Below are 17,692 nucleotides of genomic sequence, written 5' to 3' on the forward strand. Positions count from 1 at the left end.
CGGGCTACACGCTGTAAGCGGCGCCACCCGACGCCGCAATCTCCCGCGCGGCCTTCGCGCCTTCGACCTGCAACAGCGTCGGCAGCGACACGCCATTTTTCGCCGCCGTCACCTCCGCCAGAATCGACACCGCGATCTCGGGCGGCGTCCTGCTGCCGATATAAATGCCGACAGGTCCATGCAAGCGGGCCAGTTCGGCTTCGTTCAGATCGAACTCCTTCAGGCGCTCGCGTCGCGCGTGATTGTTCCTGCGCGAGCCGAGCGCGCCGACATAAAACGCCGGCGTCTTCAATGCTTCCATCAGCGCGAGATCGTCGAGCTTCGGATCGTGCGTGAGCGCGATTACCGCGCAGCGCTCGTCGAGCTTCATGTCGATCACGGTATCGTCCGGCATCGTGCGTACGATCTTCGTGCCCGGCACGTCCCATTCCTCGGTGTATTCCTCGCGCGGATCGCAGACCGTCACCTGATAATCGAGCCCCACCGCGATATGGCACAGGTAGCGAGACAACTGCCCGGCGCCGATCACTAGCATCCGGTAGCGCGGGCCGTGGATCGTCGACAGACGCTCACCGTCGAAATGCACGCCGTCGGTCGCCTGTGCGTCGTCGAGCCGCACCGCGCCCGTCGTCATGTCGAGTTCGCGCGCGACGAGCCGGCCATTTTCGACCGCGTGACACAGCTCGGCGATGCCGCTTTGCCGCGTCAACGGTTCGAGCACGAGCTGGATCGTGCCGCCGCACGGCAGGCCGAAGCGATGCGCTTCCTCGGCCGTGATGCCGTACTTCACCGCCTCCGGATGTGTCTGCTCGATGCCCCGTTGCCGCACGCGATCGATCAGATCGTCTTCGATGCAGCCGCCCGACACCGAGCCCACCACGAGGCCGTCGTCGCGCACCGCGAGCATCGCGCCCTCGGGACGCGGCGACGAGCCCCACGTCTTCACGACCGTCACGAGGAGCGCGCGATGTCCGTCCGCCAGCCAGCGGGCGCAGGTTTTCAGAACTTCGAGATCCACGCTGTCCATGATTTCTTCCCTTTCTTTGCTTCGCCGCCGGACTCGCCGTCCGCGGCCTCGTTCGATTCCGTTTGCTCGGAGGCGGATGCGGCTTCGGCTTCGGCTTCGGTATCCACCGAGGCGTCGCCTTCCGCTGTTTCATGAGCGCTATTGTCTCCCGAGAGCTGGGCGCCGAGGCGCTTGAAAAACTCCCCCGCAATCTTGCGCGCCGCACCGTCGACGAGCCGCGAGCCGATCTGCGCGAGCTTGCCGCCGACCTGCGCATTGGCGGTGTAGGAGAGCTTTGTCGCGGCATCGCCGTCGGCTTCGAGCGTGACGTGCGTGTTGCCCTTGGCAAAACCCGCGGCGCCGCCCTGGCCTTCGAACACAATGGTGTAGGTGTTCGGCGCGTCGATATCGGTCAGTTGCATGCGCCCCTTGAAGCGCGCCTTGACCGGGCCGACCGCCGCGCTCAGCGTGACCAGGTACGCGTTTTCGCCGTCCGGGTCGATGCTTTCGCAGCCGGGAATGCAAGCGCGCAGAATCTCGGTGTCGTTCAACGCGTCCCAGGTTTGCTGCTGCGCGACCGGCAGCGTATGAATTTCGCTCAATTCCATGACGTTGCTCCTGCGAATGTCGTCGCGACGACGGCGCGGCGAGGCGCGCGTGTCAGTTGCGCGAGATCGTGGCCGAACGCTGCGAGACTGTCTAGATTATGAACCGGACGATGCGCGTCGACATACGGCAGGATCGCCTGCACGCCGCGCGCCTTCGGAGTAAAGCCGCTGAACCGCAGCAGCGGATTGAGCCACACGATGCGATGCGCGAAGCGTGCGAGGCGCGCCATTTCGGTATCGAGCACGTCGATCGCTTCGTGATCGAGACCGTCGGTGACGAGCAGCACCGTCGCACGACCTGTGAGCACGCGGCGCGCCCAGCGTCGGTTGAATTCGGCGAGCGCCGCGCCGATGCGCGTGCCGCCCGACCAGTCGACCACCTGATCGCTGAGCGTCGCGATCGCGACGTCCGGATCGCGTTCGCGCAATGCGCGCGTCGCGTTCGTGAGCCGCGTGCCGAACAGAAACACCTGCAGACGTTCGCGCGACTGCAACAACGCGTGGCAAAAGTAGAGCACCGCGCGCGAGTAGTTGCTCATCGAGCCGGAAATGTCGAGCAGCAGCACGAGCGGCGGCTTGCGCTCGACCCTCGCGCGATACTTCCACACGGTCCAGTCGCCACCGGCGCGCACCGCATGCCGCGCGCTCGCGCGCAAGTCCGCATGCGTGCCGTGCGATGCCGCCTTCAGGCGCCGCGTCGATTCGGTTGCGAGCGGCAGCCGCTGGCCGCGAATCAGATGACGCAGCGTGCGCCATTCGTCGGCGTTCAGCGTGTCGAAATCGCGATGACGCAGCCGCTCTTCTGCGCTGAACGTCAACTGCGCATGCAACTCGCGCTGTTCGGTTTCCTGCGGCGCATTCAGATGCGGCGACGGTGGCATGCGCACCGCGAGCGCGTCGGCGAGACGGTTGTTGCGCTTCGGCGGTGGCAGCCCGTCGCGCACTTTCGGCAGCAGCAGCGCGCGCAGCTTGCCTTCCCAATCGGGGTCGCGCCAGAACAGATCGAACGCGGCATTGAAGAGTTCGCGTTCGTCGGGCGCGGTGACGAGCAGCGCGGCAAGCGCGGCGTGCACGTCGTCGCGGCGGCCGAGGTCGATCCACTGCAACGCGGCGAGTGCGTCGACTGCCTGTGCGGGCGACATCGGCAAGCCGGCGCCGCGCAGCACGCGCACGAAATGGACGACGTTGCGCGCGAGCGTGGGCGCAGTGTGCTGGTTCGTGTCGTCGAGCCTGCCCGAGCCGGTTCCGTTCGTCATGCCAACGACCCTCACCCGGACAGACACTGCGCGATCTGCGCGGCATCCACACGCGCGAGATCGTCCTGATACTTGAGCAGCACGCCGAGCGTGTTCTGCACCGATTGCGGATCGAGCTCCGTGACCGACAGCGCTTCGAGCGCGCGGCACCAGTCGATCGTCTCGGCGATGCCGGGCGCCTTGAACAGATCCATGCCGCGCAGCCGATGCACGAAGTCGACCGCGCGCCGCTGCAACTGCGCCGACGTTTGCGGCGCGCGCGCGGCGACGATCTCCAGTTCGCGATCGCGGTCCGGATAGCCGATCCATTGATACAGACAGCGGCGCTTCAACGCGTCGTGAACTTCGCGCGTGCGGTTCGACGTCGTGATGACGAGCGGCGGCTGCGTCGCGCGCACGGTGCCGTATTCGGGAATCGATACCTGGAAATCCGAAAGGAGTTCGAGCAGGAATGCCTCGAACGGTTCGTCGGCGCGGTCGATTTCGTCGATCAGCAGCACGCGCCGCGCGCCGGGATGGTTTTCGTCGGGCATCAACGCCTGCAGAAGCGGACGCTTCAGCAGGAATTCGCCACGATATAGCGTGTCGTTGTCGGGGCGCTCGCCGCTCGCTTCGGCAAGCCGCAGCGCCATGATCTGGCGCGGGTAGTCCCATTCGTAAAGCGCGCTCGCGGTGTCGAGGCCTTCATAGCATTGCAGGCGCAGCAGCGTGGTGCCGAGCATGCCCGCCGCCGCTTTCGCGAGCTCGGTTTTGCCGACACCCGGCTCGCCTTCGACGAACAACGGCCGCTCCATGCGCAGCGCGAGATACAGTGCGGTCGCGAGCTCGCGGCTCGCGAAATAGCGTTGGGCGGCGAGTTGGGCGAGGGTGTCGTCGATCGAAGCCGGCTGCATGGTGATCCTGAATCTGCGCGACAGGCCATGGCAAAGCGTGGCGCGAGTGAAGAACGCAATGGCCGCGAGCCCGGCGTCGAACTGTCGCGCCGGCTCGCGAAGTGAACGAAGCCGGCTTGCGCGCACCGTGGTGAAGGCGCGGCAAGCCGGGGCGCCTAGCGAGGATCGCTAGGCATTGGCCTTCGTGACCGCGCGCGCGGCGAGCACCGGAATCAGATGAGCGCGATACGCGGCGCTCGCGTGCATGTCGTCGCTCAGCTCGTCGGGCGACACGCTCACTGCACGTGCCGCCTCGGGCGTGAAGTTCGTCGACAGCGCGCTTTCGAGCTCGGCCACGCGAAACACCGATGACGCCGCCCCCGTTACCGCGACGCGCACGCCGCTCGCGACCTTCGCGACGAACACGCCGACCAGCGCAAAGTGCGAGGCCGGATTGCGGAATTTCTCGTATGCGGCACGCTCGGGCACCGGAAACTCGACGGCGACGATCAGCTCGTCGGGCGCGAGCGCGGTCTCGTACATGCCGACGAAGAAATCGCCCGAAGCGATGCGCCGCCGGTCCGTGACGATCGTCGCATCGAGGCCCATCGCCGCCGCCGGGTAGCACGCGGCCGGGTCGTTGTTCGCGAGCGAGCCGCCGATCGTGCCGAGCGCGCGCACCTGGCGATCGCCGATATTCGCGGCCAGCTCCGCGAGCGCCGGCAACACGCGCCGCACGTCCGCGTGTTCGGCGACGTCCGCGTGACAGACGGCTGCGCCGATCGTCACCGTGCTGGCGTCGACGGTGATCGTCCTGAGCGCGGGAATGCGCGTCACGTCGATCAGTTGCGACGGCTGCGCGAGACGCAGGCGCATCGTCGGCAGAAGGCTCTGGCCGCCGGCGAGGAACTTCGCGTCGCTGTCGGCGGTGAGGGCTGCGGCGGCCGCCTGCGGATCCGTCGCGCGTTGATACTCGAATGAATACATGTCGAATGCTCCGCTCAGGATCGTTGGGTCAGGCTTGCTTCGCCGCTTGAATCGCGGACCAGACGCGATGCGGCGTGGCCGGCATCTGCAGATTGGTCACGCCAAGCGGCGCGAGCGCGTCGATGATCGCGTTGATCACGGCCGGGGGTGAGCCGATCGCGCCCGCTTCGCCGCAGCCTTTGACGCCGAGCGGATTGTGCGTGCACGGCGTGCCCTTCGACGTTTCGACCGTGAAGTCGGGCAGGTCGGACGCATGCGGCATCGCGTAGTCCATGTAAGAGCCGGACAGCAACTGGCCGCTGTCGTTGTCGTACACGCAGCGCTCGAGCATCGCCTGACCGATGCCTTGCCCGAGCCCGCCATGCACCTGACCTTCGACGATCATCGGATTGATCACGTTGCCAAAATCGTCGACCGCGGTGAACTGCTGGATGCGGGAGACGCCGGTGTCCGGATCGACTTCGATCTCGCAGATATACGCACCCGACGGATACGTGAAGTTGGTCGGATCGTAGAACGCGCTTTCTTCGAGCCCCGGTTCGAGCACGTCGAGCGGATAGTTGTGCGGCACGTACGCGGCGAGCGAGATCTCCGCGAACGCCTTGGTGCGGTCGGTGCCGGCGACGCGGAACACACCGTTCCTGAACTCGATGTCTTCAGCCGACGCTTCGAGCAGATGCGCGGCGATCTTCTTCGCCTTTGCTTCGATCTTGTCGAGCGCCTTCGAGATGGCCGAGCCGCCGACCGCGATCGAACGCGAACCATACGTGCCCATGCCGAACGCGATGCGGCCGGTGTCGCCGTGCACGATCTCGACGCTTTCGAGGGCAATGCCGAGGCGGTCCGCGACGACTTGCGCGAAGGTCGTCTCATGCCCCTGGCCGTGACTGTGCGAGCCCGTGAACACGGTGACCGAGCCGGTCGGATGTACGCGAATCTGGCCGACTTCGAACAGGCCCGCGCGCGCGCCGAGCGCGCCCGCGATGTTCGACGGCGCGAGACCGCATGCCTCGATGTAGCACGAGTAGCCGAGGCCGCGGCGCTTGCCGTTCTTTTCGGATTCCTGCCGGCGTGCCGCGAAGCCCTCGACGTCCGCGAGTGTGAGCGCGCGCGCGAGGATCGCGTTGTAGTCGCCGGTGTCGTAGGTGAGGCCGACCGGCGTCGCGTACGGGAATTGCGTGATGAAATTGCGGCGGCGGATTTCCGCGGGGTCGATTTTCATCTCGCGCGCCGCGGCTTCCACCAGGCGCTCGACCACGAACGTCGCTTCCGGCCGGCCCGCGCCGCGATACGCATCGACGGGAACGGTGTTGGTGAAGACCGCCTTCACTTCGGCGTAGATCGCGGGCGTTGCGTATTGCCCGGCGAGCAGCGTCGCGTACAGGATCGTCGGCACGCTCGACGCGAACGTCGACAGATACGCGCCCATGTTCGCGATCGTATGCACGCGCATCGCGAGGAACTTGCCGTCGGCGTCCAGCGCAAGCTCGGCTTTGGTCACGTGATCGCGGCCGTGCGCATCGGAAAGGAACGCCTCGGAGCGCTCGGCGGTCCATTTGACCGGCCGGCCGATCTTCTTCGACGCCCAGGTGAGCGCGACGTCTTCGGCGTATAGAAAGATCTTCGAGCCGAAGCCGCCGCCGACGTCCGGCGCGATCACGCGCAGCTTCGATTCCGGCAGCGACAGCACGAACGCGGCCATCAGCAGCCGCTCGACGTGCGGGTTCTGATTCGCGACGTACAGCGTGTAGCTCTCGTCCTGCGCCGAATAGTTCGCGTTGACCGCGCGCGGTTCGATCGCGTTCGGCACGAGGCGGTTGTTGACGATGTCGAGGGTGGTCACGTGTGCGGCTTTCGCGAACGCGGCGTCGGTCGCGGCCTTGTCGCCGTGGCCCCAGTTGTAGCAGACGTTGTCGGGCACTTCGTCGTGCACGGCCGCTTGACCAGGGTCGGCCGCATGCGCGGTATCGACGACGGCCGGCAGTTCTTCGTAATCGACGTCGATCAGTTCGGCCGCATCTTTCGCCGCCTTGATCGATTCAGCGATCACGAGCGCGACCTGATCGCCCACGTGCCGCGCTTTCGTATGCGCGATCACCGGATGCGGCGGCTCGTTCATCGGCTTGCCGTCGGTGCTATGGATCAGCCAGCCGCACGGCAGTCCGCCGACGTTGTCGGCGGCGAGATCCGCGCCGGTGAAGATCGCGATCACGCCCGGCGACTGTTTGGCCGCGCTCGTGTCGATGCTTCTGATCTTCGCGTGCGCGTGCGGTGAGCGCAGGAACACCGCGTAGGTTTGCTGCGGCAGCACGATGTCGTCGGTGTACTGGCCTTTGCCGGTCAGGAAGCGATAGTCTTCCTTGCGTTCGACGGCGGCGCCAATCAGGCTCTGTGTATCGGGTGCGTTCATCGTCGGCTCCTCAGGCGGCGGTGGCGCCGGCGGCATTCGCGCCGGCAGATGCGCTCGATGCGGCGGACTTCATACCCGCGGCGCCCTCGAGCACGGCCTTGACGATGTTGTGATAGCCCGTACAGCGGCATAGGTTGCCGTCGAGCTGCTCGCGCACCTCGTCGCCGGTCAGATCGGGTTGACGCTGCACCAGCGACACCGCGTTCATCACCATGCCCGGCGTGCAGAAGCCGCATTGCAGACCGTGGCAGTGTTTGAACGCGGCCTGCATCGGATGCAGCGCGCCGTTGTGCGCGAGCCCTTCGATGGTCGTGACTTCGGCGCCATCGGCTTGCACGGCGAGGATGTTGCAGGACTTGATCGCGCGGCCGTTCAGATGCACGGTGCAGGCGCCGCATTGCGCCGTATCGCAGCCGACATGGGTGCCGGTCAGACGGAGTTGATCGCGCAGGAACTGGACAAGCAGGGTGCCAGGGTCGACTGAGGCGCTCACGGGCGCGCCATTGACCGTCAGACTGATGCTGATCGCCATGAAGCTGTCTCCTTTGTCGACCGCAGTTAGCGCTTCAGCGCTTACTGCGATCCCATGCGTTTATCGCGGTCGATCGGAGCGAGCGCGTTGGCGTATCGATCCCTGCCTCGGCGCAGACCACGATCCCATGCAAGATAGTTGCTGTGGGTGAGACCGGACCTGTGATTGTTATTGCTCCCTGCTTTGCTTCGACTGCGTGCTGACTTCGATTCGCCAGGTCCGATGAGGTACTACGGGTTTTACAAATCTGCCGAAAAGTAAAGCACAAATCGCGCGGGCGCGCTATGAGGGGAAGTGTGTTCGGCGCGCGCGAGCGCACGACGAGAACACGGCGGCCACGCAATGGGACGCCGCAAAGACAAGCGCCCCGTCTGCGGAGCATGACGGGGCGCATCGATAGATCAGCGGAAAGCGAGGCCGCGCTCGCGAGCATTCAGCTCATTGGCGTGGCTTCATCGAAACGGCGCTTTACTTTGCCAGTTTCGAATGACGGCGCGAGTAGCCGAAATAGATAACCATGCCGATCAGCAGCCAGATCACGAACGCGCCCCACGTGATGCCTTGCAGATTCAGCATCAGGAACAGGCACGATGCGACCGCGAGCACCGGCACGACCGGCACGCCAGGGCAACGGAACGCGCGCGGCAGCTGTGGGTGCGTCTTGCGCAGCACGAGCACCGCGATCGACACCATCGAGAACGCCGCGAGCGTGCCGATATTGATCAGCTCAGCCAACACATTGAGCGGCACCAGCGCGCCGATCAGGCCGAAGAAGATGCCGACGAGCCACGTCGTGAAGAACGGCGTTGCGAAACGCGGATGCACTTTCGACAGCTTCGCGGGCAGCAGGCCGTCGCGCGACATCGCGAAGATCACCCGCGTCTGACCGTAGGCCATCACGAGAATCACGGTCAGCATGCCCAGCACGGCGCCGAGGTCGATGAAGCCGGCGACCCAGTTCTGCCCCGCGAGTTGCAGCGCGTACGACACCGGGTGCGAAATGCCCATGAACTTCCCGGACGGCACGATGCCGGTGACAACCGCGGCCACGGCCACATACAGCACCGCGCACACGCCGAGCGACGCGATGATGCCGATCGGGAGGTCGCGCTTCGGATTCTTCACTTCTTCGGCCGCCGACGACACCGAGTCGAAGCCGATGAACGCGAAGAACATCACCGCGGCCGCGCCGAACACGCCGCTCCAGCCGTGAGGCATGAACGGGTGCCAGTTGGCCGGCGTGACGTGAAACACGCCGACGCCGATCACGAGCAGCACGACGACGACCTTGATCGCAACCATGATGTTGTTGATTCGCGCGGATTCGCGCACGCCGAGCGACAGCAGCGTGGTGATCGCCATCATCACGAGGAAGGCGGGCAGGTTGAACAGCGTTTCGTGTCCGGGCACGGCGCCCGGGGCTGCGCTCAGCGCCATCGGCAGCGATACGCCGAAGCCCGACAGCAACGACTGCAGATAGCCGGACCAGCCGACCGACACCGCCGAGGTCGCGAGCCCGTACTCGAGCATCAGGTCCCAGCCGATGATCCACGCGGCCAGCTCGCCGAGCGTCGCATACGAGTACGTGTAGATCGAACCGGCGACCGGAATCGTCGATGCGAATTCAGCGTAGGCGAGCGCGGCGAAGCCGCAGGCGATCGCCGCAGGCGATCGCCGCGATCAGGAACGAGATCATCAGCGCGGGACCGGCCTGTAAGGCGCCCGTGCCGGTCAGCACGAAGATGCCGGTGCCGATGATGGCGCCGACGCCGAGGAAAGTCAGGTCGAGCGCGCCCAGCGCCTTTTTCAGGCCGGCGGTCTGGGCGTTCGCCGCAAGCATGTGCTCGACGCTCTTTTTGCGAAACAGGGACATTGGCGTGGGTCTCCAGTGGTGCACGCGTGTTGCGCGCCGAATGTCGGGAAAACCCGCGATTCTAGCGGATGCGTGTCGCCGGGCTGGTTCGCGCGCGGCGCTTTCTGGGCCAAGGCGATGGGCGGAAACTCCCGCCAGGAGGTGATTTCGAGGAGGTCTTGCGGTGCCGGAAGCGGGGCGGCGGTGAAGCCATTTACTGAATAGTCAATTGATGAGGATGGAATCTCTCCGATTGCGCCGGCGCCACGATCGGACGACAGCGGCGCAACGCCGCGGGCACGGCTGGCGGCGCCTGCTGGGCTAGCCCGCCATCGCGGGATTCAGATCGACGAGGCGGTTGCTCATTACATAGAAGGTCAGCTCGGCGTTGTTGCGCAGCTTCATTTTGTCGAGCAGCCGCGTGCGGTACACGCTGACCGTCTTCACCGACAGCGACAGCGCGGCCGCGATATCGGTGAGACGTTTGCCGGACGCGAGCATGCACAGCGTCTGGTACTCCCGATCGGACAGCTTTTCGTGCGGCAACTGCTCGCCGTCGAACGACACGTAGTCGGCGAGCGCCTCGGCCATCTCAGGGCTCACGTACTTGCGGCCCGCCGCGACCTGCTGGATCGCGCCGATCATCTGCGCGGCATCGACCGTCTTCGACAGATAGCCGGACGCGCCGGCTTTGAGCGCGCGCACCGCGTACTGGTCCTCGCGGTACATCGAGAACATCAGCACCGCGACGCGCGGCGCCTTGCGCTTCAGACGCTTGAGCACCTCGACGCCATTCATGTCGGGCAGCGAAATGTCGAGCAGCACGACGTCGAAGCTCTGATGGACGACCAGGTCGAGCGCTTCGGAGCCACTTTGCGCCTCGGCGACCTCGCGCGCGACGCCGCGATCGAGCAGCAGATGGCGAACGCCCTGGCGGACCACCGCGTGATCTTCGACGATCAGGATGCGCAGGCTCATGGTCGCGGGCTCACGATTGCAGCGCGCGCCGGGCGGAGCGCGGCGTTGGGGCGGCCGCGAGCAGCGCGTGCCACGCGAAGCGGGCCTGGATCAGGGTGCCGCGCGGGGTGATGGCGCCGTTGCTGCCAGTGCCGCTGTCCTCGCCACGACCGACGCTCGTGCGCCTCGCGCTGATTCGCAGCGTGCCGTCGAATGCGGCGCAGCGCGCCTGCATGCCGGCGAGGCCGAAATGACCGCCGGTTTTTTTCTGGGCACCGCGTTCGCGCGCGCCGCGCGGCAGGCCGATGCCATCGTCGCTGACGAGGAGCCTCAGATGACGCGCACCGGTTTCGACGCGCAGGTCGGCGCAGGTCGCGCGCGCGTGCTTCGCGACGTTGTTCAGCGCTTCCTGCGCGACGCGGAACACGGCGAGCGCGGCATCGGCGGGCAGGCGCGCGAGCCGCGCGTCGCCGCTGCAGGTGAAGGTGGTGCGCAAGCCGGTGCGCATGGAGAAGTCGCGGGCCCAGCACTGCAGCGCGCCGGCGAGGCCTGTCTCGAACGACGGCGCGTGCAGTTGAGCGATGGCGTCGCGATTTGCCGCCTGCACGGCGTCGAGCGAACGATTCGCGACCGCGAGCGCGGCCGCGCATTGCGGCGGCGCGTCTGCGGGCAGCCAGGTTTCGATGCCGGCGAGCGCGAAGCGCGTCGCAGTCAGCTCGGCGCCGACGTCGTCGTGCAGCTCGCGCGCGACGTGACGGCGCACGCTTTCCTGCGCGTCGACCAATTCGGCCGACAGCTCGCGTACCCGCGCGCGCAGCCGCTCGATCTCGCGCGCGGCGAGCGATGGCATGTCGAAGCCATCACGCTGCGCGGACGAAGCCAGCGCAGCGTTGAACGGGACGGCAGTCGACGTATCCATGAATTTCCCTCTCAGGAGGCGGAGTGGACGGCGAAGCGGGCACGCGCAGACGGAATCAAAGCCCGCGAATCACGAGGTTTCGCGTCGGACGAAACACGATGGCCCAACGTAACGAAATTTACATTCAGTAACAACTCTGGTGGACGACGATCGGTGCATGAATTCGTCTGATCTCGCGGCGCGATGATATCTCAAAAACATTAAAAAAGCAGTCGCACCAAGGCTTAGCGCAGAGTCTTCAGAGATTACATGATGTTTACTGCGGACTCCCGCTGTCAGAGGAATTCTGACAGCGAAGGTGACGCCACGCGCTCCAATTTGTAACGGAGCAACAAAAAAAGAGCCCGGAGGCTCCTTTTTGGGAATTCGCGGCGCGCGGGCCGCGAAGAAGAATGCCGGCCGGCTTAGCCGACGAAGGCCTTTTCGACCACGTAATGGCCCGGCTCGTTGTTGCTGCCTTCCTTGAAGCCCGCGTCTTCGAGCAGCTTGCGCGTGTCGCGCAGCATGTGCGGGCTTCCGCACAGCATGACGCGGTCGTCCTCGAGCGAGAAACCCGGCACGCCGAGGTCGGCGAACAGCTTTTCGGTTTCGATCAGCTCGGTGATGCGGCCGCGGTTCTGGAACGCTTCGCGCGTGACGGTCGGGTAGTACAGCAGCTTTTCCTGTACGAACTCGCCGAGGTGTTCATGCGCCGGCAGGTGCTCGGTGATGTATTCCTTGTACGCGAGTTCGTCGACGAAACGGCAGGTATGCGTGAGGACCACGCGCTCGTAGCGGTCGTAAATGTCCGGATCCTTGATGATCGACATGAACGGCGCGAGGCCCGTGCCGGTGGACAACAGCCACAGCGTCTTGCCCGGCAGCAGGTTGTCGGCCACCAGCGTGCCGACCGGCTTCTTGCCGATCAGCACTTCGTCGCCGACCTTCAGGTGCTGCAGACGCGATGTGAGCGGGCCGTCCTGCACCTTGATGCTGAGGAATTCGAGATGTTCTTCGTAGTTCGCACTGGCGAGGCTGTATGCGCGCAGCAGCGGCTTGCCCTCGACCTGCAGGCCCACCATCGTGAACTGGCCGTTTTCGAAACGGAACGACGGATCGCGCGTGCAGGTGAAGCTGAAAAGCGTATCGGTCCAGTGATGGACGCTCAGGACGGTTTGTGAATTCAGGTTGCTCATGGCTTCTTGGATAGTGCGAAAACAAAGGCGGCCAGTCGTCTGAGCCGGCCGGCACGGCAAGGGCGATGCTGCGCTGACCCGTGGTCGGGACTCCCGCGCAATCCGTCATTTTACCGTGCCCGCCGGGGCGGGGCCGCGGCGCGGCGCTCGAGCGTGGTAAAGCGGGTTGCCAAACCGGGAAGCGGCGGCGCCGGCTTGCTGGCGCCGCGAAGTACGTTGGCGTGAGTGCGGCCGTGCTTCAGCGGGGTACGGCGATTCGGCGAACGCCGCGAAGGGCGGCTGCCATTGGTTGCCCGGCAGGCGCGAAAGCGACGCGCCGCAAGGGCAACATTTTCAGGATGATACCGAAAGGCGGCGTGCGCTGCAGCATTGACCCTGCTGATAAAACTGGCTAATGGGGAGGAACCCTGCCGGCGCCATCGAGATCGCCTCGCTTTCGACTATCGTTTGCGCGCCGCGATTTTTTGGGGAGTACGCCCGAGGTTGCCTCGTTTACGCAGGACGCGAGTCGCGCGAAGCCAGGCAGTGCGGTGGGTGCGCGACACTCGTCCTGGCGGCTGCGGCCGCCCATGCGAGTAGGAGGTGTCAAATGGAGGCTTCTCGTGCGATATCTGCATCCGGTTCATACACTGGCTTCGACGGGTTGGTGATACGCGCACGCGCATCGCGCCGCGTGTGTCGCGCGCCCGACCCGAAACGTCCCAGCGAAATCGTCGAGTTCACCGTCGACGGACAATTCGTCGCTCAAATGTCGGTCGACCCTGCGCCAGGCTCCGCGTTCGGCCTTGCATTCGGCCTCGCGTTCGGCCTCGATAGCAAGCGCCACTTGCAGTTCACCGCGGCAGACGACGCCACGAATACGGCGACCGTCTGGACGTTGCGCACCGACAGTCAATAAGGAAACCGGGGACGACGAGCGGGGACGTCGTGACGCGTCGGGGACGCGTCACGGTCACACGGTTTCGCGGCGAGTCTATCGGTACACAGAGATGGGTCGGGGGCGGCGATTGTGGCGGCAAGCCTCGGCCAAGTAAGGAAATTCTGTCCGATGGAATTGATGACGCCAATTCGCGGGTGCCGCTTGCTCACGCCGCCGCCACCCGCTTTTTTCCGCGCTGTTTCCACACGCGCGCCTGCAGCACGATCACGAGTAGCAGGAACACGCCGCGAAGCACGGATTGCCAGTACGCGGACAGACTGATGAACCCGAGCCCGTTCTCGAAGTTCAGCAGTTGAACACGAGCCCGAGCAGCAGCACGCCGGCAATCGTCATCGCGACGGAACCCTCGCGCCCGCGGCGACGCTCAGATTCGCGGAACGGCGCCAGGTTGATCTCCTGGTAGATCGTGCTGATGCCCGCTTCGCGCGCCTGCTTGGGCGTGCGGAAATCGAGCATCGTCGTGACGAGCTGCAGCTTGTCCATCTCGGCCATCGTGCTTTGCACGACCGTCTGGCCGTCGCGCATCACGGTCACGCGATCGCACAGCGCGTACAGCTCGTCGAGCCGGTGCGAGACGAAAATCACCGCGCGGCCGTCGTCGCGCAGCTTGCGCACGACGGTGAACAGCAGTTCGACTTCGCGCTCGTCGAGCGACGACGTCGATTCGTCCATGATCACCATCTTCGCGTCCGACGACACCGCGCGCGCAAGCGCCACCATTTGCCGCCATGTCTTCCTCCAGTAACCGGTGACGGTTTATTTGCTTTTCGTGCTGCTCGGGATTGCCTCTGTCCAGCCGGGGGGCCGACGTTGGTTCGCCGGCGAGCGCGCGATTGGCTATGACCCACCGGCGCTGTCTTCCCGACCCGACGTGCCGATTATTCCACTTGAAATTATTATCGATCAGTCACTAATAAGATTAGTTGTCGCCGCTTTTGCCTCGGTAATTACCCGGACCGAGGTGCGTTCCACCAGCGGTCCGTCGAGCTTGACCGTGCGATGGCGCACCGGCGCGCCGGCTGCGCGGTTGTGCTCCTCCTGCAGCAGCGTTTCGACGGCCCAGCGGCCGAGTTCGTAGTTGGGCAGCACCACCGTCGACAGCGGCGGATGCGTGTGGCGCGCGATTTCCTGGTCGTCGTAGCCGAGCACCGACACGTCCTCGGGCACGCGCAGGCCGAGTTGCTTGAGCGCCTCGATCGCGCCGATCGCGGTCAGGTCGTTGGCGCAGAAGATCGCAGTGGGCGGATTGGCCTCGCGCATCAGCGACAGCGTCAGCTCGAAGCCGAGGCCGGGGCTCCAGTCGCCGTCGCGCACGAGTTCGGCCGCGAAAGGCAGATCGGCGGTCGCGAGCGCGGTGCGGTAGCCCTTCAGGCGGTCTTTCGCGGCGTCCTGCCACGGCTCGCCGTTGATGTAGCCGATGCGCCGGTGGCCGGCCTGCAGCAGGTACTCGGTCGCCAGATGGCCGCCCGCGACCTCGGCCGGCACCACGGACGAGAACGTGCTGTCGCCGGTGTAGCAGTTCAGCAGCACGGTCGGCACCTGCGACAGCGCGCTCGGCGGCGCGACCTTGCGCGTGTAGACGGTCGCATAGATCACACCGAACACGTGCGGATTGGTGAGGACCGTGTCGAGTACCTGTTTTTCGATGTCGGCGTTGCCGTGCGTCGAGTAGACCGCGAGCATCTTGCCGCTCGCGTACGCGGCGTCGCGCGCGCCGTCGATGTTGACGACCGGGTGCGGGCTCGTCGAGATTTCGTCAGCCAGATAGACGATCAGGTTGCGCTCGTCGCTCGATGCCGCTACGGGCGCGCGCAGCGACTGCCGGTAGCCGAGGTCGTGCGCGGCCTTCAGCACCTTGTTGCGGGTCGCATCGGAGAATTTCGCGCCGGCCGCGTTGTTGAGCACGAGCGAAACGGTGGATTGCGACACGCCGGTGAGCTTGGCGATGTCGGTCATGGTGGGACGGCGTTGAGTCGATTTTTTCATTGTGCGGGCCGCGCCGAGGCGGCGCTGAAGCGGGGCAATGCCAGCGGCATCATGCTGCTGACGGTACCACTAATAATATGCGCGCGGCAACGCGCGCTAACCCGCCATTTGGGAATGGAGCGTACGGTCCGTTACCGGCCCTTTTTGAACGAATTTATTACTAATAATATTGATCAATGGCGCGGTGTCGTGCGATTCTCGCTCGGGGCGGACTGAGGTGGTCCGCCGGCCGCGGGGTGCGCGGCACGTCAAAGGAGATATGAATGCACGTTGATGCCGCTTTCCGCTCGCGGTTTCGCCTCGTCTGACCATGCGCGACGTTTCCCTGAATCCTGCCCGGCCGCGCGAGGCACATGACGTGACTCGATCGGCGACTCAACGCTCATGGCTCGACGATCCCGTGATCGCCGCGCGCCTCGTCACGTTGTCGGCCGGTGCGTTGCGAGCGGTGCTCGCGCCGGACGTTGGCGGCGCGCTCGCGGCGTTCTACGAAGTCACGCCGGAAGGTCCGTTGCACTGGCTGCGGCCGGCGCTGCCGGAAGCGTTCGAGGCGCGCGATCCGCTGCGCATGGCGAGCTTTCCGTTGTTCCCATACTGCAACCGGATTCGCGATGCGCGCTTCGCGTTCGACGGCGCGACGATCGATCTCGCCGGCAACGATCCGCGTTTCGCCCACGCGCTGCATGGCAACGCGTGGCGGCATCCGTGGCGCGTCGGCGCGCGCAGCGAAAGCGCGGTGGACTTGCACTTCGAGCACGAACCGGATGCGAGCGGGACTGGCGACTGGCCGTTTCGCTATCGCGCGCGGCAGCGTATCGAGTTGCGCGCTGGCGCGCTCCACATCACGATGTCCGGGCGGAATCTCGCCGGCCGGCCGATGCCGTTCGGCATGGGCCATCATCCGTACTATCCGCGCACCGCGTCGACGCGCATCCATGCCGACGTGCAGGCGATGTGGCACGCGGACACCGACGTGCTGCCGACGCATCTCGGCCCGCATCCCGCCGTCGACGCCTTGCGCGCGGGCATGTCGCCCGATGCGTTCGATCTCGACAACAACTTTTCAAAGTGGTCGCGCGTGGCGACGATCGCGTGGCCCGACGAGCGCCGCAATCTGACGATGCGTGCCGACGCGCCGTTCGATCACCTGGTCGTGTTCGCGCCGGCCAACGATCCGCAGCTATGCGTGGAACCGGTCACGAATACGACCGATTGCTTCAACGCGGTTGGTACACAAGAACACGTCGGTGGCTGCGTATTGCAGCCGGGGGAGGAGATCGAAGCGGCGTTCAGCTGGACGCCGCTTCGCGAGTGAGGGTGGACGCGCTTTCCGTTGGCGAAAGCTCAACCAGCAGAAGCGCTCACTCCAGCCGCAACTTCGCCATATACGGCAAATGATCGGACAGCCACGCGGTCTCCTGCGTCGGCTGGATCCATTCGACCGGCTGCATGTCGCGCACGAACATCTTGTCGAGCGACAGCGCCGGCGAGAACGCCGGGAACGTGCGCGCCGGTTCGCCGAGCAGCGTCGCGACTTCCTGCAAGCCATGCTCGCGAAAGAGCGGCACCGAGTCGTTGCGCCAATCGTTGAAATCGCCGGCCAGCACGAGCGGACCGTCGGGGGCTTCCTTCGCGATCCAGTGCGCGATCCAGTCCATCTGCCGCAACCGCGCCGGACGCGTCAGCGCGAGATGCGCACAGAGCAACGTGACGAGTCGTCCGCCGAACGTCGCACGCGCGACCAGCAGGCCGCGCTTTTCGAAGCGGTGCGCGGAGATGTCCCAGCGGCCGCCGAGATCGAGCGGATGCGGCGACAGGATCGCATTGCCGTGCCGCCACGACGGCTTGAACACGTTCGGGCCGAGCGCGACTTCGAGTTCGAGCGCGCGCGCGATTTCGGTTGCCTGACAGTGCCATACGTCGGTCAGTGGATCGCCCATCGGCGTGCCGAAACTGCTCGCCAATACCGGCGACGGCATACGCCGCGCCATCGCTTCCTGCAGGAAGTATGCGTCCGCGTGGGTCGATTGAACCCAGCGCTGCATCGCCTGCCAGGCCTGAAAACCGAGCGGTGTGCGGCCCTTGTGCAGGTTCCAGCTCACCGCGACGAAATCGTTCGGCGCGAGGTTCTCGCGGATCAGTTCTTCTGGGTTTCGCATGCCGCGTTGTCCACGTGTTCTGTTTGAGCGCGT

General features: G+C 65.5%; 13 protein-coding genes and 4 pseudogenes. 2 read left to right on the top strand and 15 right to left on the bottom strand.

The annotated features are described in order from the left end of the window. Positions 1 to 4 precede the first annotated feature (4 nt). The 11 genes and pseudogenes from OKW27_RS29680 to OKW27_RS29730 all read right to left on the bottom strand — a co-directional run bounded on the left by OKW27_RS29680 (position 5) and on the right by OKW27_RS29730 (position 12,574). Positions 5 to 1,027 (bottom strand): XdhC family protein, encoded by a 1,023-nt coding sequence (locus tag OKW27_RS29680; protein WP_429335590.1) that lies wholly within the window; start codon positions 1,025 to 1,027, stop codon positions 5 to 7. Continuing rightward, complete coding sequence (locus OKW27_RS29685) at positions 1,000 to 1,614, bottom strand: CoxG family protein (RefSeq protein ID WP_429335591.1); 615 nt, start codon at positions 1,612 to 1,614, stop codon at positions 1,000 to 1,002. The genes OKW27_RS29680 and OKW27_RS29685 overlap by 28 nt, the downstream gene beginning before the upstream one ends. Next, complete coding sequence (locus OKW27_RS29690) at positions 1,605 to 2,870, bottom strand: vWA domain-containing protein (protein ID WP_429335592.1); 1,266 nt, start codon at positions 2,868 to 2,870, stop codon at positions 1,605 to 1,607. Before OKW27_RS29690 ends, OKW27_RS29685 begins: the two co-directional genes overlap by 10 nt. An 11-nt stretch (positions 2,871 to 2,881) precedes the next feature. Beyond that, entirely contained in the window at positions 2,882 to 3,763 is an 882-nt protein-coding gene (locus OKW27_RS29695) for an AAA family ATPase (RefSeq protein ID WP_429335593.1), read from the bottom strand. A gap of 168 nt (positions 3,764 to 3,931) precedes the next feature. After that, positions 3,932 to 4,729 carry an FAD binding domain-containing protein gene (locus OKW27_RS29700; RefSeq protein ID WP_429335594.1) on the bottom strand — a complete coding sequence of 266 codons (798 nt, stop codon included), beginning with the start codon at positions 4,727 to 4,729 and terminating at the stop codon, positions 3,932 to 3,934. A gap of 28 nt (positions 4,730 to 4,757) precedes the next feature. Further along, on the bottom strand, positions 4,758 to 7,139 hold the full coding sequence (locus OKW27_RS29705; RefSeq protein ID WP_429335595.1) for a xanthine dehydrogenase family protein molybdopterin-binding subunit: 2,382 nt from the start codon (positions 7,137 to 7,139) through the stop codon (positions 4,758 to 4,760). 10 nt (positions 7,140 to 7,149) lie between these two features. Beyond that, a complete protein-coding gene (locus OKW27_RS29710; protein WP_184025999.1) occupies positions 7,150 to 7,671 on the bottom strand; it encodes a (2Fe-2S)-binding protein in 522 nt (173 codons plus the stop codon). 468 nt (positions 7,672 to 8,139) lie between these two features. Then, a pseudogene (locus OKW27_RS29715) lies at positions 8,140 to 9,544 on the bottom strand (amino acid permease). Positions 9,545 to 9,844: 300 nt separating this feature from the next. Further along, positions 9,845 to 10,501 carry a response regulator transcription factor RqpR gene (gene rqpR / locus OKW27_RS29720; RefSeq protein WP_090802643.1) on the bottom strand — a complete coding sequence of 219 codons (657 nt, stop codon included), beginning with the start codon at positions 10,499 to 10,501 and terminating at the stop codon, positions 9,845 to 9,847. A gap of 10 nt (positions 10,502 to 10,511) precedes the next feature. Then, a complete protein-coding gene (locus OKW27_RS29725; RefSeq protein WP_429335596.1) occupies positions 10,512 to 11,399 on the bottom strand; it encodes a sensor histidine kinase in 888 nt (295 codons plus the stop codon). Positions 11,400 to 11,803: 404 nt separating this feature from the next. Continuing rightward, the gene (locus OKW27_RS29730; RefSeq protein ID WP_018419136.1) at positions 11,804 to 12,574 is read right to left on the bottom strand and encodes a ferredoxin--NADP reductase; all 771 of its coding nucleotides are present in this window, start codon (positions 12,572 to 12,574) and stop codon (positions 11,804 to 11,806) included. 685 nt (positions 12,575 to 13,259) lie between these two features. Here OKW27_RS29730 and OKW27_RS29735 point away from each other — a divergent pair. Beyond that, positions 13,260 to 13,472 (top strand): annotated as a pseudogene (locus OKW27_RS29735) (hypothetical protein); the annotation flags it as partial. Between the two features lie 187 nt (positions 13,473 to 13,659). Here the strand turns inward: OKW27_RS29735 and OKW27_RS29740 are convergent. The 3 genes and pseudogenes from OKW27_RS29740 to OKW27_RS29750 form a co-directional block, all read right to left on the bottom strand. Continuing rightward, positions 13,660 to 13,868 (bottom strand): annotated as a pseudogene (locus OKW27_RS29740) (ABC transporter permease); the annotation flags it as partial. A gap of 96 nt (positions 13,869 to 13,964) precedes the next feature. Continuing rightward, a pseudogene (locus OKW27_RS29745) lies at positions 13,965 to 14,240 on the bottom strand (sugar ABC transporter ATP-binding protein); the annotation flags it as partial. Positions 14,241 to 14,417: 177 nt separating this feature from the next. Beyond that, positions 14,418 to 15,470, bottom strand: coding sequence for a LacI family DNA-binding transcriptional regulator (locus OKW27_RS29750; protein ID WP_429335597.1), 1,053 nt, complete (start codon positions 15,468 to 15,470; stop codon positions 14,418 to 14,420). A 340-nt stretch (positions 15,471 to 15,810) separates the two neighbouring features. On the opposite strand from OKW27_RS29750, the gene OKW27_RS29755 reads away from it, so the two are divergent. Next, positions 15,811 to 16,815 carry an aldose 1-epimerase gene (locus OKW27_RS29755; protein WP_429335598.1) on the top strand — a complete coding sequence of 335 codons (1,005 nt, stop codon included), beginning with the start codon at positions 15,811 to 15,813 and terminating at the stop codon, positions 16,813 to 16,815. Positions 16,816 to 16,861: 46 nt separating this feature from the next. On the opposite strand, the gene OKW27_RS29760 is transcribed toward OKW27_RS29755, so the two are convergent. Next, positions 16,862 to 17,659 (bottom strand): endonuclease/exonuclease/phosphatase family protein, encoded by a 798-nt coding sequence (locus tag OKW27_RS29760; RefSeq protein ID WP_090802649.1) that lies wholly within the window; start codon positions 17,657 to 17,659, stop codon positions 16,862 to 16,864. Positions 17,660 to 17,692 lie beyond the last annotated feature (33 nt).

The organism is Paraburkholderia sp. 35.1 (assembly GCF_050436525.1).
Lineage (GTDB): Bacteria > Pseudomonadota > Gammaproteobacteria > Burkholderiales > Burkholderiaceae > Paraburkholderia > Paraburkholderia tuberum.